Source organism: Kitasatospora sp. NPDC098663 (assembly GCF_044760075.1).
Classification (GTDB): domain Bacteria; phylum Actinomycetota; class Actinomycetes; order Streptomycetales; family Streptomycetaceae; genus Kitasatospora.
Genome location: NZ_JBIWAP010000063.1, coordinates 17,227 through 32,512, shown reverse-complemented (window position 1 = coordinate 32,512; position 15,286 = coordinate 17,227). Strand labels below are relative to the sequence as shown.

Below are 15,286 nucleotides of genomic sequence, written 5' to 3'. Positions count from 1 at the left end.
AGCTCGCCAGCCCAGTCTCCCTGCACCCGCAACAGTCTGGCCCCACGCGAAAGCACGTGGGGCCAGAACCTGAAAGATCTTCAGCGATCTCCTAGTTCTGCTCTGTCTTCTGGACGGTGGTTCCGACCTGGGTGAGGTAGTCGGTGATCTGTCGTATCGAAGGCTGAGCGATTCTCATCGAAGGATGAGTAGGGCAGGGTGCAGATGAGGGGCATCGAGCCCTCAGTCATCGATGAGAACCACCGCGAGAAGAGGCACCCGGCGACGATCCGCTCACCCGGATCAAGGTGCCCGTCGGCGGTGGCGAGGAGCCGCAGAACGCGGGTCGGGCCGCCGCCCGGGGCGAGGTGTCGTTTACTGGTCCTCCGTGACGGTGTCGTTGTCCTCGATCTGCTGGGCGGCCTTGATGGCGTTGGCGATCCACCAGCGGTGCTGGTTGGCCTGCATGGTTTGGCCGGTGGGGATGTTGTGCTGATCGGCGATGGTCCACAGGGTCTGGTCGCCGGCACAGTCGATGTCGTTGTGGACGTGCTCGGGGTCTGCGTTCTCACAGTTCCAGCCGACGAGGACAGCCCAGAGGAAGGCGTCCAGCTTGTCGGCGGCCCAGTCGCGGGGGTCAAGGGTGATACGCGTGCGGAGGTTTTCGAGGGCGGTCTTCGCTCCGAGGAGGGCGGACACCGTGAGGCTGTAACCCACGGCGTACGCCCGGGCCAGGCTGCGGAGCTCAGGCACTTCGGCTTCGGCGTCCCAGAGCCGGTCGTACAGCTCTGCGAGGGACTCCTCGGTGTGCTCGGCCAGAGGGAGTCGGTGTTCGGGGTCGGTGACGGGCGGGGCGGGCGGCAGCGCACCGGTTTCGGTGAGGAGGTGCTGCTCCCACAGGGCGGCGAGAAGACGGTGCCAGCGCTGTGGAACGGGGGACCAGCCGCACGGGCAAGCCACGGACCAACGGCCGGAGGGCAGTTGGAGGCGCTGCGGCCAGTGGCTGGTGACGAGGTCCTTGTGGTCGGGGCAGATGTGGCCGCCAGTGGGGAAGATGCTGCCCGTGCCGAGCGTGCACCAGCCTTCCCCCGACCACTCGGCGCGCATGGGCGAGCCGGCCGTCGTCGCCATGGCGTCGAATTGGCGCAGACACCCGGGCACCAGGCACGTGCGCAGCACCGGGGTGTTCGTGAGGGAGTCGATGTGGACGTAGAGACCTTCGAGCTGGTCTTCCGTCAGATCGGCAAGCGGGATGCGCGCTTCACGGATCACGGTCAGATCTCCTCTGTGGCGATGTAGGGGTAGCCGGCGCTGGTCGGGCGGAACCGGTTGAGGCGGGTGCGGGTGCGGCGGCCAGGCTGGGCCAGGGTGTAATGCCGGCCGATGACCAGCTCGACGGTGGCGTGCGTCTCGTCGATCTCGGAGATCCGCAGACTGACGCAAGTGGACTATCAATCTGGCCTCACGTGGCGACGGTTGGCCGCAGTCGGCCACCTCTGGATCATGGTGCCGATATTCGCTAATGGAACTGGGACTCGAGGAGGTGGGCGATGAACGCGTCGACGCCCGGTTTGTCGTCGAGGACGTGGACCTCGGCCCCGTGTCGGCGCAACTTGGTGTGTGTGAGCTGTTGCAGCTTCCGCAACTGGCCGCCGGGGCGTTTGACTTCGACGAAGACGGTACCGCGGGGAGCGACGACGATCCGGTCGGGCACTCCCCCGCGGGCCGGTGAGACGAACTTCAGACACAGGAAACCGTGTGCCCGGCATTGGGCGAGGAGGTAGTCCTCGATGTCCCGTTCGCGCGGGACCGACATCGGCTCTCACCCGCCTTCGGCGCACCGTACTTCAGCTCGCCGGGCTCGACGAGCCGCCAGCCTGTGGCGTGTCTGTGCATTAGGGAGATGCTGAGGCTGGAGCGTTTCGTGCCGTAGTGGTCCCGGACTTGGGCCTCTCCGTCCGCAACGGACTCGATGGCGACGTGGCGCTCGCTCTGCCGGGTGTCGAGGTTCTCCCAGATCTGGCCCCGGCGGACCAGGATGCCCTCGCAGGTCGTGTTCTTCTCACGCTGGGCCTGGGCGTCGCCGTCCTGGACGGAGGTGTCGGTCGGCGCGAGTTCTTCATACACCATTATTTCTCCTTGTTTTCGGATCGCCAACCGGCAACCCAGTCAGGGATATGACTGGAGCACCACACGTCACCGTTCCGCTGGAAAAACCATCCCAGATTATGGGCTCTCTGGTTATCCCATCGACTACCCGTCATGAAGAACTGTTGGCATTGCTCGAATTTGCATTCCCTCTTAACCGAATGCGCGCCCATTCCCCCTCGATTCTCTTGTTGCGACAATCCGAACCGACCTTCAACCTCAATTGGGACTCAAGACGAATGAGTTATGCGGTTTCATTCTCTGTCCTGTGGAACAGCTACAGGCGCCGGGCTGCGTCGTATCGATATTTCCCGGCACCCCGCAGACCGGTCGCCGTGCAGGTGCTGATCAGGCGGCGTTCTTCCAGTTCTTGGTGAACGTCTCGTCGAGCATCCGGGTGTAGATGTCGAGATCGAGCGCCGCGATGAGCTGCTCGACCCGGGCGGGCGGCAGCGTGCGGAGGTCGTCGTTGACGACGACCAGCGACCAGTACGGATCGATGCCGTTGATTCGGCGAATCACGGCGTCCTGGTCATCGGGCAGCAGCCTGAGGCCGTCGGAGGTGCTGGCCTCACTGCGGTTCTTCGCCCACCCGTGGTGGCGCAGGATCTCCAGCGCGATCGGGTCACGTCGAACCCCGGCGCTGCCGGACTCGCGCCGCTTGCTCTGGCTGGCCGGGTTCACCTTCCATGCGCCGGCGTTGTGCAGGCTCACGGCACCATCGGTGCCGTCGTGGACGATGAAGACCCGGTTGACCATCTGCAGGGCTCGCGGGTTCACCAGCTGCGCGTCGGCGTCCTCGTTGTCGTCACGGTCGGGCCCGGCGCTGACCGGGTCGGCGGCGAACGGGTAGGTGATCGATCCGCGTGAGGCGGCGAGGACGTTCTGGAACAGCAGCAGCGTCCGCACGGGATCGACGGGGTCGATCGCTTCCTCGATCATCTTCCGGCCCAGGATGGGGTCGAACGGCTCGGCAAGCGCCTCCTCTCCCCTGCTGGCGACAGCCTGCAGATAGCGGGCCAGGGCGAAGTCGATCACGGCCGGGTGGGCCAGCGACTTCGTCGGGGTGGGACCCGCGTGGCAGGCCAGTGTCCCGCCGGAGGCGGTGATGATCGGGCTGTCGGCGACGCTACGGTCCTGACTGGGCGACTCCAGCTCGAGCCGGTTGTTCGAGTCCTTGCTGATGAGGAACATCAGCTCCGGTTCGATGTCGATGCCGATGGCGGCCTGCTGCTCGGCGAGCACCTGGTTGTTGGCAGTCTCATCGAAGCCGTTGCCCCCGCCGACGACGGAGTAGAGGCCATCGGTGTTCGTCGAGATGATCCGCGCGCCGGCCAGAGTCTGGGCCTGCCCGATCCGCCAGCTGAACAGCTGGCCGATGATCCGCATCGAGATGGTGCGGTTGTTCATCCTGATCGGGGTCCGGTGTGCGGCGTCAGCCGCTCCGGAGGCCGAATTGAGAATCAGCTTCGTGCCGTTGCGCAAGGTCGTGAGCCGGGCCTTCTCCTCGGCGGAGATCCCTGGCTTCTTCATCTCGAAGCCCAGACGTTCCTTCTCGAAGAAGATCGTCGTGTAGCGGTCCTCGCCCAGCTCGGGGTTGTAGAAGGCCCGCATGTTGCGCAGCAGGTTCGGATAGTAGCTGGTGAAATCCTCGTGGATGACGAGGCCTGCCGAGGTCCGTGCGAACTTCGGGTGCAGCTTGGTTGACCCGTCGGTCTTCGTGGTGAACAGCTCGGGTGCCCTCTTCGCGGGCTCATCGCGGTAGATGGCCTTGACCGCCGAGGTGACGGCCAGGACGAGCTTGCCGTCGAGCACGGTTCCGTCGGTCAGGCGCACGTGCATCGCCTCGGTGTCCGGACGCTGAGTGTCCAGCAGCTGCGCTGGATGCGGCACTTGGGCCTGCGCACGCGCGAGCTGTTCAGCCTGGCCCGGGTCGTCCTTCTTCGGCTTGCGGTACTTCACCTTCTGCGGGTCCGAGCCCAGCAGCACGAGCCGCTTGTCGACGGCCGTGCCGTCGGGCAGCGCGAGCAGGTTGTGCTGGCGCTTGGCCTCGGCGACGAAGTCCTTCGCGTCCGGATAGAGGAGCTTGGCGAGGCCGATCATGGCTGCCTGCTCCCGGTGCTCGAAGGAGTCGGTGTCGAAGACCTCCATGTCTGCTTCCGCGCCGTGGATGCCGCCTGTGCTGAACGTCGCGAAGCACGACGACGGGGAGGCGTCGCGGTGGAAGTAGGGCACGTTGTTCGGCGTCTTCGGCATCTCGCGCAAGGACTTGGCCGGGAGGTCGAACAGGTCGCGGTACTCCTCGGAGTCGTTGAAGTTCCGTCGCTCGACCGAACGGTAGTAGTTGACGACCTGGATGAACTGGCGGTGTGCCTTCGCCTGTGCCGGCGTCGCGGCCGGGTCTTTGGCAGGGTCGGGGGCCACGTTCTCCTCGAAGAAGCGCACGCACTCGTCGAGCACGTTGACCTGGGGAATGCCCTGCTCGTCGGCAACCTCCTTGGCCGGATAGAGGTACGACACGGTCTCGATGTCGTTCAGCGAGGTGTACGGCGCGAGGATGCGGCCGACGAACTTCGCAGAGGACGAGTCGATGGTCAGGCGGTCCCGGCGCACCGAGCCGTTCTTGGCGTAGACGGTCTCGGAGTACTGCGCCAGCAGGCCGGCCTTGAGGTCGAAGTTGCTGGCGTAGGCCGGGTGCTGGAAGAGCTGGGCCAGACCCAGGCAGTCGGAGACGTTGTAGGCCAGCAGCTCGTACAGGTCCTCGATCGCGGCGATCGAGGTGTCGTGGCTGAGCTTTTCGGACTCCTTGATCTGGCGGCCGAGCATCCCGAGCATGCGCTTGAGGCTCACCTTGGTCTGAAGTTCGTTGAGCCGGGCAACGTCGAGGTGCCGGCCTGACTGCATCATGGCGCGGCGGATCTTGGCGGCCGGGCCGTTCCAGCCGAGGTAGCCGGGCATGTACTCGATGTGTTCGGTGAACAGATTGTCGTTGTGCTCGCGCATCTCGCGCGCGGTGGTCGGCTGGACGAGACGACCGGAGTGCGGGGCCGGGAAGGTCTCCATCAGGTACAGCGCGAGCATGGTCATGTCGTAGTTCAGCGAGTTGTATCCGGCCAGGAACGGGTACTTCAGCGGGTCGTACTCGGGATCCGTGTCGCAGACGGGGCGCAGGCTCGCCGGATAGGACGAGACCTCGCCGCGGTCGTTGACCTGGTCGGCGTTCGAGAGGCCCATCAGCGCGGCGAGACGGAGGTTGCCCCGCTCGCCGCGCAGGTTCCACAGCCGGACGCTCACCGCGGGAAGGCCCGGGTTGGAGCGCACCACGGCTTCATAGAGCGCCTGCGGGTCCACGGCGTCGGAGAGCTGCTGGACGTCGGAGAGGAAGAAGATCTCCAGGTCGTCGACGGCTCTGTCAGGCTGCGGGGTGTAGGCGCACAGGGTGAAGACGTCCGACAACGACTCGATGTCGTAGAAGGTGAAGCGCGACTTCGAGGCCGTGACGGGTGTTCGTTGTGAGGTCATGGTGGGGATCTCCTTTCGTCGGTCCGACCATCACGGCCGGTGTCTGGGGAGGAGGCAGGCGCGGCCTCAGCTGGAGTCGTGAGAAGTGCGCCGCCGCGGGGCATCCGTGCGCCAGGACGCCTCACCCGTGAGCCCGGGGCCTTCTCCGAGGGGTCTGCCGTGACCTGCGAGGGATGGTGAGGTGGTGGTCCGCTGCTCGCGCCCGTCGTGCGTCATCGCCGTGACCAGGCGGCCCTGGCCTCAGGTGAGTTCGCCGAGTGCGCCAGCAGTTTTGGCCATGGGTGCATCAGTCCTGTTCGTCAGTGGTGTCGTCGGTCGGGGCGGATGCGCCCGTCTGCCGGAGCAGTCCGCGGTAGTTGGCCTGCAGCGTCGGCTGGGACTTCTTCTTCGGGTCGCTGCCGGTGTAGCTCGGGTGCGTCCACTTCTTCAGCTCGTACTCGGCGATGAGCACCTCGGGGGTGTTCATCATCTGGCCGGGCCGGATCTTGCGGTTCTTGTCCGGGCAGTGCCACAGGGCATCCGGCCGGACGACCGCCACAAGGTCGGCGATGAACGCTTTGTTGCCCACCGGTGAGCCCGACGGCGAGACGTCGGCGAACCATGCCTTGTACAGGTCGTAGAGGAACGTGAACGGCGCCAGGTCCCACACCAGTCGACCGCGGAACTCCTCCCAGAAGGCGCGCACGGGGTCGTTGGCTTCCTTGTATTCGGCCAGGACCGCCTTGGTCGCCACCGGCTCGGAGAGCTGGTAGTAGTCACCCGGAGATGACGCGCTGGCGCGGTTGATCGCGTACCAGAAGACGTACTCCAGGACCTCACGGCGCTGGAGGTAGTCGTCCTTGATGTACTTCTTCTCGGCCCCAGTGAAGCTCTTGGTGAAGGGCACGAAGAGCTGCCGGCGGTAGAACGACTCCGATTTGTCCTTCACACGCGGGAACTCGTTCAGGCACTGGACCATGAAGCCGAAGAACTGGTAGGCGATCGGCATCCGGTACTTGCGGTTGATCTGGATGACGTCGTTGGTCACGATCGCCTTCAGGTTGGCCGCCTTGTCGATGAAGGTGCCGACGTCGTTCTCGTCGACGATGATCGCGTTGGCGCGCACCAGCGGTTCGAGCGCGAAGTCCTTACCGAAGTCCGAGAGCGGGATCGAGGTGTGCGCGCCGCTGCCGACGAGGTTGCGCATGAGCGCGCAGAGCGTGCCCTTGCCGTTGTTGCCCTGCTCGGAGTAGAACCAGGCGGTCTTGCCCCAGCGCACGTGCGGCCGGATGATCGCTCCGATGATCTCCCAGATCAGGTCGGCGAGGCCCTCGTCACCGGGCTGGTCGAACAGTTCCTCGATCCAGGCGACGACTTCCCAGTCTCCGTCCTGAGCATGTGTGATGGCCTGCTGCGGGGCGTCGTCCACGTAGTCGACGTCGTTTTTTGTCAGCAGCACGATGGCGGGGTCGAAGGGGTGTACCTGCTTGGGCTCGAAGTGGAAATCCTTGCCGAAGATCGTGACGTCCAGCGGCTCGGTGCTGTAGAAGACGATGCCGTTGCGCGCGGCGATGAAGTCGCGGTTCGTGCTCTGGTGGCGACGCGGGCTGTCTTCGCGCAGGACGGCCAGGACCTCGGCGAACTCCTTGAGGGACAGCTGGGTGTTGTACATGCGCGCCGTGGTGCGGATGTCGTCCTCGCTGGTGATGTACGTCCCACGCGCGCGGCCCGTGGCCTGGTACATCGCCAGCAGGTCGTACTCACGGTCGGTGTCCTTGGCGTTGGGCGCGATGCGGATGACATGGTGCAGACGCAGGAGGATCTGCGCGACCTGCCAGTACGTCAGATATCTCGGCAGGGGGTACTTCTCGGCGGCCATGGCCGCCTTGACGTTCTCGGCCTTGATGACGCCGCCCACGATGGCCAGCAGCTCCTTCTCCAGCACGCGGGGCGCCGGAGGATCGGCTGGGGCGATCCGGTCGAGGTAGGCAGCGGTGACGTAGGTGATGATCTCGTTCGGCGGAGCCATGTCGTCGCGGTGCGAGAAGGACCCCATGACACTGGCCAGGACGTCAGCGACGGGGTTGGTGCGCGGTCCGGCACTGGAGCCGGCGGCAGGTACAGATATGGGGGCATCAGGAGGTGTCATGTTGCTGCTTTCTCGATCGTGACCGAGTTCCTGCCGGCGATGAGTGGGAAGCCGACTTGACTCGCAATCGAATGGAACGTGATCTCGACCCTATGTCACTCAAGCAGCCTTTCGCAACGATTGAGCTACCAGTCGACAAGTGAGTCAACTGGATCCATGGATAGCGATCAATGGGCAACCAAAGGGGCACACGACAGGGACTGAAGAGGGCGCGCAGCCGCCACGACCACGCCGCACGCGTCGCGAGCCCGGATGAGTCGCGAGAGCCGGCGACTCCGTGGAGCATGCGCCCGACAGAGCCACTGGATCCTCACGCTCGACCACGCACCCGCGGGCGGCGTGAGCCGCCCGGCCCGCGGTCGAGGTTCGGAGGAGTTCTTCTGACCGGCCGAGCCGGCTGCCACCGGGGCATCGGCCGAATGCTCTCCAGGAGGCTCAAGAGAGCCACATACCCCCTACAGGTACCCGAGTGTGTACCACTTGACGTGGTACACCTGTCTTCCCAGGTCAGAGCGGTAGTTTCGGGCGTTCAAGAGCAGGGTGTACCACGTGGCATTCTCTACGCGGTACAGGCGTTTGCCCAGTTCGGGCGCTGTGTACATACCCCCCGTACCACCTGTACCAGGAAATGGGGACTAGATACACGCGCGGGGAGGCGGGAGAGCAGGCCGGCGAGCTGGAGTTGCCTGGGTCGCTCCCGAACACGCCCTCATGGAAACGCCCAGAAAGACGTGGTACTCGTGGTACGCGGGCCGGAAAGGCTGGCTGACCAGGCAAAACGTCGTACCACACTGGCGCTCCCACGCGGTACACCCGATGCGGGAAAGAGCCTCGCGGTGCAGGCGCTCGCCCAGGTCAGACACGGTTTTCGGGGCTGTACCACGCCTCGTGGTACAGCTGGCAGCTCGATGCGTCCTCCGGCGACCAAGTTCGCGACGGGGTTCCACGTCAAGCTGCCAGTGACCCTCAGGCGGTTCGGCGAGCCTCAATGGGACATGAAATCCGCGCGGGACATCCTCGGTGCCCCGAAGCTCACAGAAGGTCCTGACACACCCACCGGGCACGAATCGGAACCCTGCTGTCGACACCTGTCCGAGTCGGCCGCCCACGAGGCTCCAGCCGATGCAGAATGGCACTGGACTGGCACTCACTTCCCATTGCGAGCAATCCGCGACACTGCTACCGTAGGCGGCAGGTGATCGATGTTGCACTGGAACGTGAGACAAAGAGGCCGGAGAGCATCCCCGTGGGAAGGGAGTTCTCCGGCCTCTTTGCATGTGCTGATGAGGGTGAGGCGTGGACGGCGCGAGTCACCCAGGGGTGACCGTGCTCCCGCCTCGCCGGTATCCCGCGCTGGGGGACTCGGGACTGCGGCTACGGGATCGCTCATCCGCTTCGACGACGTAGAGGATCTCGTAGGAGATCGTGGTGTTGAGGTTGAGCCGGTTCTCGCTCTGACTCTTCGTCATCGTGATCCTGCGGAAGCCGCGAACGGCCTCGGCGCGATCGAAGAACCGGCGCAGCCTCGTGTTCACGCGCTCACGGGCCTGTTCGGCGGTGATGCCCATGTCGGAGACGACGAAGACGTGCGTGTGACCGCGGTCGAAGGTGGGCTTCTCACCGGTGTCGAGGTCCAGGCGGATCTTCGCACGGCTGATGTCGAGCGGGTCGGGACGGACGAGCTGCCCTCGTGAGTCGTACGCGCAGGTGCTGACGATAGCCATGATGAGATCCTCTCCTCTCCCGATGAGTATGCCTGAATAGTTACTTTCAGTCACACCTCCGGCGACCGGATCACCGCGGTCACCACGAGCACGCCCTCCGTACGGACCCGGCGACGGAGAGGCCGCCGGGTCCCGCGCGGAGGGCGCCATCGTTTCTCAGAAGAGGCTCAGTACCCCGCTCACCGCGTGCCGGACTCGCCTCCCGCGCCCTGGACTGCGCCTGGCTCAGTCCCACCGGCGACCCGCTGGTAGAGCCCCAAGGCACAACCAGCGAAGGCAAGACACAGCGGCACCGCGGAGGCGGGGTTCGCCAGGGCACCGAGCGCCTGTGCCGGGACAAAGGTGGCAGCGAGGTTGAAGCCCATGTGCAGGAGCACGCAGGGCCACAGCGCGCGCGTACGTTCGTAGACCAGGGCCAGGAGTACCGCCAGTGGCAGGGTCGCGGCGAACTGCACGGCGTTGCCGTGCAGCAGGTCGAACACCACGGCGGTGGCCAGCGTGGAGGCGAGGATGTGCACCCGCTTGCGCAGCAACGGGTAGATCAGCCCCCGGAACAGGGCCTCCTCCCCTGCGGGAGCCGCGACCAGGGTGAGCAGCAGGGTCGCCAGGGCTCCAGCCGCGTGCCTGGTCTGGTTCGAGGCGTCGAAGCCGGCAGACCCTGCCGTGGTGTGGATCCACAAGGCCAGCGACTGACCGGCGAGGAAGGCCAGGACCGCACAGCCGAGGACTGTCCACCCGAAGCGTGGGATCTCCGACTTCGGCTGCGGGGCCGGCGCATGTGCGAGCCACCGCGGCCGCTGAATCCTTACCCAGCCGACCAGGACGACGACGAGCATGCCCAGGACGGAGGTCGCGACGATCGGCTCTCCGATGAGGAGGACTGCGAAGGTGCCGAGGCCGAGGTAGACCGCGACAACGGCGAACGGCACGAGGGCGCACCACCCGATGTCGAACAGACGCGAAGTGATCGGTGGCGACGTCATGGTCTCCTCCTCTACGGGGTTCAAGCAGCCGTGTTGGTCTGTTCGTTGATGACGGCCTGGACGCGGGTGTCGCCTCTGAAGCTGTTCAGCTGCAGCGTCGCCGTGAAGCGCAGGGTGCCGAGTTCGGTGCGGCTGGCGCGCCGACGAAGCTCTGGATCGCGTCGAACTTCTCCTCGGCGGCGTTCCACCACAGGCAGGACAGGCCGGACCGGGTGACCAGGCGCAGGTGCTGCGATTCGGATCCGATCCGGTCCACGCGCAGGCCCAGGGGCTCGATCGCGATCTCGACAACCGGCGCGGTGAAGCCGCGCCCGAAGGGCTTGAGCCCTTCGGTCCGGCGCACCAGCTCGAACAACGGCTGCAGGTCCTCGAGGCCGGCGTCGCAGTCGGCATCCGGGCCGAGCACGAGATCACCGTTCGGACCATCGCTGCTGACGGCGAGTCTGGAGACCTGCGTGGCCTCCTTTAGCACGGCGACAAGATCGCCCAGCTTCTCGGCCTTCGCAACGCGGACGCCGCATGCCTGCTGGTGTCCGATGGCGCTGAGTCCATCGTGCGGCTCCAGGCTGGTGATGATGTCGTACCACTCCGGCGCGCGGCCGGAGCCGCTGACAGGATCGTCGGGGCTGGTGGGGCGGTTGAGAACGACGACCGGGTGCCCGTTGAACTCCATCATCCGGTTGGCCAGCAGCCCGTACATGCCCGGGTAGGCGTCCGAGAAGTACACCCACGGAGCCAAGGGCTGCTCCCCGGCGACGAGTTCTTCCATGTGCTTGATGACCAGCTGCTTGCGCAGCTCGTTGCCCTCGATCACCTGGCGCGCGGCCTTAAACTTGACGTCGGCGCCGGCGGCCGTGAACACCGCGAAGCACGGCTCAAGCGAGGCCCCCGTGCGCCGGGGGCTGTTCATCGCCGGGGCAAGGTAGAAGCCGAAGAAGCCCTCGTCGAGGTCGTCGACGTCTCGGATCTTGCCGGCCTGAGCGAAGGCCTTGAGCACGATCGCGAAGCCCTCGAAAGCCCGGAGGAAGACCGGGTGGTGCGGCTCTGTGCGCAGCAGCTGCATCATGATCGACTGTTCGACGTCGATGGCATCGGGGTCAGCGTCGAACCCACCCCGGGGATTGGGGATCGTCTTCGGCGCGGCGACGCGCAGCAGGCGGGCGATCGAGATCGCATCGCGCACCAGGCTGCGGTTCTCGTACAGCACGGGCATGACGTCGGAGACGGTGCCCAGGCCGGCGAACAGGCGCAGCAGGTGGATCTCCCAGAGCTTCTCGGGCCGGTGCACGCGAGTGTAGGCCTCGATGACCTGGTAGAGCACGTGAGCACCGCAGATCCCGGTGTGGGTGTAGGTCTCATCGATCCGGCACGGATCGACGGTGATGTCCGCGGTCGAGCCCGGCGCGAGCTCCTCGTGGTGATCGGTCACCAGCGTCGTCCAGCCCAGGGCGCGTGCGGCGGCGATGCCACCGTGGGAGTTCACTCCTCCGTCACAGGTGAGCAGGACCCGGGTGGCGGGCCACTTCGCCTGGATCTCGGCGATGTCCTCGGGCGCGAGCTCGTGGCCGCGGCGGTAGTCGGGCAGGTGCAGCTCGACATCGAACCCGAGCTCGGACAGGCCGGCGTAGCCGAGGACGCCGGCGGAGATGCCGTCCATGTCGAAGTCGGGGGCGATGGTGATCTTCTTGTCCGTGGTCCGGGCGTCATGGAGGGCCTCGACCATCTCGGCCAGGTCCAGGAGCTCGTCGTGTTCGGTGGCCTCGATCTCCTTCAGGTACCGATCCGACCACCCCCTGCGCCGGCACAGCACCTCGAAGAGGCCCGTGTCCTCATCAGTGAGCGAATGGTCGTCGACGGTGCGGAGCATCGGCATGGCGGGGACCTCTCGATCCGGGTTTGTTGGGCGGTGGCGAACGGGGCATGCGACAACACTGACCCTGCTGCGATTTTAGCAGTGCCACTCGCAACTCCTGCTCATTTAGCAGCACTTTAGGGTCTCATTCGAGCTGCGAATGACACACTTATCTCGAATGACCACGACAGACTTTCCAAGGTCATTGCACATCGGCTACTGTCACTGGTATGGCTATTCGAAGTGTTGTCGAGTCAGATCTCAGTGGTGAGCCGGATGCAGCGACAGCTACGTTCGGCCTCGGTGACACCTGGTACGAGGTGGACCTCACGACCGAGGAGCGGAAGAAGCTTGAGGAAGCGCTGAAGCCGTACCTGAAGGCCGGCCGGAAAGCCGGGGAGCCGACACCCAAGAAGCGAGTCGTGCCCGAGACGACTGCCGAGGAGCGCGACAAGATCCGCGAGTGGGCCAAGGGGAAGGGCCTCGAGTTCGCGGACCGGGGGCGCATCCCGAAGAAGGTCATGAAGGCCTATGACGAGGCGCACGGCATTGATCGGAGCAAGTAGCGCCGAGCCTGGTGCCCGCCTCCCGGCCCCTCCCATCCCCCCTCCGCCCCTGAAGGGCCCTGCAGCGTGCTGCAGGGCCCTTCATGTGTCTCAGAACGGCGGCGACGGATGGATCACGTCGGTCGTCTTGATCCCTACCGCTCGCGCCCGAGACCTGCAGTGGATGACGCCGTGCGAGACGTGCCCCGGCGTATGCGGTATGAGCTGCTCGTGGCCTCGCTGCGGACATTCGGGCATCCGGCAGAGATCGAGAAAGGCCGTGCACAGCACCTGAGCCCCGGCCTCGCGAAAAACCTGGGCGGCGTCGACCATCTCCTGGTTGCGCTGGAAGCCGGCTGTCCTCCCGCGGGTCGACCAGTCGGCGGGGAAGGGGATGGCTTCGAAGCCCGCGTCCTGCCACGACGGCTCGGCTATGGAGTCGGCGCCCTTGGGGCAGTGCCCCGAGAGGAGCACCGGTCGGGTGACGTTCTCGGGGCCCATTCGCGCCAGGCATCGTTGAACGTCTCACGCATGCTCTTCTCGTCGCTCCAGCTACGGGAACCGGCGACGAGGACGACGTGCGAGAACGATTCTTGAATCATTTCAGCAATCATTCGAGTCTCCTCTCCCTGTGGCTCGGTGGGCTCCGCAGCTGGAGTCGAGAGCTGCGGCCATGAGGCCCGGGCAGGCGTGGCGCGCTCATACCGGCCGGCTGCAGCAGGGCTCGATGATCGCCAGGCCCATCTCACGGTGCAGCTCGACCGGACTTGATCGTCGCTCCACATCGGCATGAGATGGACGGTGTACATCCCGTCGGTACGATTTCTTGCAACGCCGGCTGCTGTGCCCGGCCGGGACGTGCCGGTCTGGCTGAGCGGGCGGAGAGGCTGTCGGCGCCGTTCCCGCGAAAGGGCTCGCGGCCCAGGGGTTCGTGTCAGGCGTTGGATCCGACAGCCCGTCGACCCGCTCGGCCGGGGCGGGCGATGGGGTGGAGAAGGGGCCGGGCACCACTTCCGCGTAAGGGCTCACGGCCCCGGGTGAACGAAGGTGTCCCGGCCGCCCCTCAGCCCGTCCCCTGCGCGGGAGCGGGGAACATCCCGTCCTCCCGGTAGGGCTCGTTGGTGCGCAGGCAGTGGTGCAGGCCGCTAAGGAGGCGGTTACCGACGTGGCGCAGCGCGGCGGCGTGGCGGTCGCCTCGTTCGCGGCGTGCGTCGTACAGGGCGCGGCAGCCGGGCGAGCGGGTGAGGGTGCTGAACGCCCAGCGGTGGACGGCGGTTTTCAGGGCTCGGTTGCAGACCTTGCGGTGGACGACGGTGTGGCTGGTGCCGGAGGACCAGGTGATGGGGGCGGTGCCGGCGTAGGAGCGCAGGGCGCGGGCGGTGGTGAACCGGGCTGGATCGTCGCCGAGTTCGGCGAAGATTCGGGCGGCGAGGAGCGGACCGGCGCCGGGGAAGCTGCGGTAGATCGGGTAGTGCGGGTGCTGGGCGAAGGCGCGGTCGGTGAGCTCGGCGAGCTGCTCGGCGTGGTGGCGGGCGAGCTGGAGTTCGGTGGCGTGCAGGCGGGTGCGCTCGCCCATCGCCGTCTCGGTCGCGGGCCGCTGCCGTAGCTGGGGCTTCTGGAACAGGTCGCGCAGCCGTTCGGCCTCGCTGTCGAGGAGGCGGATGCGTCCGGCCGTGGCGAGGGTGTCGTAGATCTTGCGCTTAGTCAGGGCTGCTGCCTGCCGCGGGGTGGGGGCGAGTGCGAGTACGGCGAGGGCTTCGGGGCGGCGCAGGCCGTGGTCCATCTGCGCCCAGGCGTGCGCGGCGGCCGGGTAGTAGAGCGCGAGGTGGGAGCGTAGGCGTGTTGCGAGTTCGCGGGCGTCGGCGGCTGCTGTGCACTGGGCGCGGGCGAGGACGGCTATGGCTGCGGCCGTGTCGGTGGTGTCGGGCAGCGGGGTGCGGCGGCCGGGGGTCTGGCGGAGGATGTTGGCCAGCAGTGCGGCGTCGCCTCGGTCGCTCTTGGAGACGGCGGCCGCGTGGCGGCCCCGGTACCGGGCGGTGACTGTGGGCGGGACGAGCACCACCGGCTGGTTGCGGCGACGCAGTTCGGCGACCAGGAGGCGGTTGCCGTCCTCGATCGCGATGGGCACCTGCCGGCGCGAAAAAGTGTGCGAGGTGGGGTTGAGGGCTCGCAGGGCGGCGAGGATCTCGTCGACGCCCTTCTTGGACTCCTCGACGACCAGGTGCGTGACGATCGCACCGTCGTCGTCGACGATCACGACGTGCTGCTTGTCGGCCGACCAGTCGATCCCCGCCCACCACCGGCGCCCGCGCATCCGCCGCCCCTCACTCACCTGGTGATTCATATATGAATCATACCTGGAGGGTGCCCGGCTGCGGCGGGCCCGGTGGGGAATCATGAAGGGG

At 66.3% G+C, this 15,286-nt stretch carries 11 protein-coding genes; 1 reads left to right on the top strand and 10 read right to left on the bottom strand.

Annotation, left to right across the window (positions count from 1 at the left end; genetic code table 11):
- Positions 1-354: 354 nt before the first annotated feature.
- The 8 genes from ACIQVZ_RS38690 to ACIQVZ_RS38655 all read right to left on the bottom strand — a co-directional run bounded on the left by ACIQVZ_RS38690 (position 355) and on the right by ACIQVZ_RS38655 (position 12,357).
- Entirely contained in the window at positions 355-1,251 is an 897-nt protein-coding gene (locus tag ACIQVZ_RS38690) for a LysM peptidoglycan-binding domain-containing protein (protein ID WP_402456795.1), read from the bottom strand.
- A 247-nt stretch (positions 1,252-1,498) separates the two neighbouring features.
- On the bottom strand, positions 1,499-1,795 hold the full coding sequence (locus tag ACIQVZ_RS38685) for a VRR-NUC domain-containing protein (RefSeq protein WP_402456793.1): 297 nt from the start codon (positions 1,793-1,795) through the stop codon (positions 1,499-1,501).
- On the bottom strand, positions 1,720-2,109 hold the full coding sequence (locus tag ACIQVZ_RS38680; RefSeq protein WP_402456797.1) for a hypothetical protein: 390 nt from the start codon (positions 2,107-2,109) through the stop codon (positions 1,720-1,722). Before ACIQVZ_RS38680 ends, ACIQVZ_RS38685 begins: the two co-directional genes overlap by 76 nt.
- Before the next feature lie 366 nt (positions 2,110-2,475).
- Positions 2,476-5,649 carry a hypothetical protein gene (locus ACIQVZ_RS38675; RefSeq protein ID WP_402456792.1) on the bottom strand — a complete coding sequence of 1,058 codons (3,174 nt, stop codon included), beginning with the start codon at positions 5,647-5,649 and terminating at the stop codon, positions 2,476-2,478.
- Positions 5,650-5,935: 286 nt separating this feature from the next.
- Positions 5,936-7,657 carry a phage/plasmid primase, P4 family gene (locus ACIQVZ_RS38670; RefSeq protein ID WP_402456791.1) on the bottom strand — a complete coding sequence of 574 codons (1,722 nt, stop codon included), beginning with the start codon at positions 7,655-7,657 and terminating at the stop codon, positions 5,936-5,938.
- Positions 7,658-9,087: 1,430 nt separating this feature from the next.
- Positions 9,088-9,501, bottom strand: a complete 414-nt coding sequence (locus ACIQVZ_RS38665) for a hypothetical protein (RefSeq protein ID WP_402456789.1) — start codon at positions 9,499-9,501, stop codon at positions 9,088-9,090.
- Positions 9,502-9,680: 179 nt separating this feature from the next.
- On the bottom strand, positions 9,681-10,484 hold the full coding sequence (locus tag ACIQVZ_RS38660) for a lysostaphin resistance A-like protein (protein ID WP_402456788.1): 804 nt from the start codon (positions 10,482-10,484) through the stop codon (positions 9,681-9,683).
- Between the two features lie 85 nt (positions 10,485-10,569).
- Positions 10,570-12,357 carry a DHH family phosphoesterase gene (locus ACIQVZ_RS38655; RefSeq protein WP_402456786.1) on the bottom strand — a complete coding sequence of 596 codons (1,788 nt, stop codon included), beginning with the start codon at positions 12,355-12,357 and terminating at the stop codon, positions 10,570-10,572.
- 209 nt (positions 12,358-12,566) lie between these two features.
- Here ACIQVZ_RS38655 and ACIQVZ_RS38650 point away from each other — a divergent pair, with 209 nt between their 5' ends.
- Positions 12,567-12,902 carry an Lsr2 family protein gene (locus ACIQVZ_RS38650; RefSeq protein ID WP_402456785.1) on the top strand — a complete coding sequence of 112 codons (336 nt, stop codon included), beginning with the start codon at positions 12,567-12,569 and terminating at the stop codon, positions 12,900-12,902.
- Between the two features lie 90 nt (positions 12,903-12,992).
- Here ACIQVZ_RS38650 and ACIQVZ_RS38645 read toward each other — a convergent pair whose 3' ends face one another.
- On the bottom strand, positions 12,993-13,382 hold the full coding sequence (locus tag ACIQVZ_RS38645) for a hypothetical protein (RefSeq protein ID WP_402456783.1): 390 nt from the start codon (positions 13,380-13,382) through the stop codon (positions 12,993-12,995).
- A gap of 562 nt (positions 13,383-13,944) precedes the next feature.
- Positions 13,945-15,225 (bottom strand): IS110 family transposase, encoded by a 1,281-nt coding sequence (locus ACIQVZ_RS38640; protein ID WP_402456781.1) that lies wholly within the window; start codon positions 15,223-15,225, stop codon positions 13,945-13,947.
- Positions 15,226-15,286: the final 61 nt, after the last annotated feature.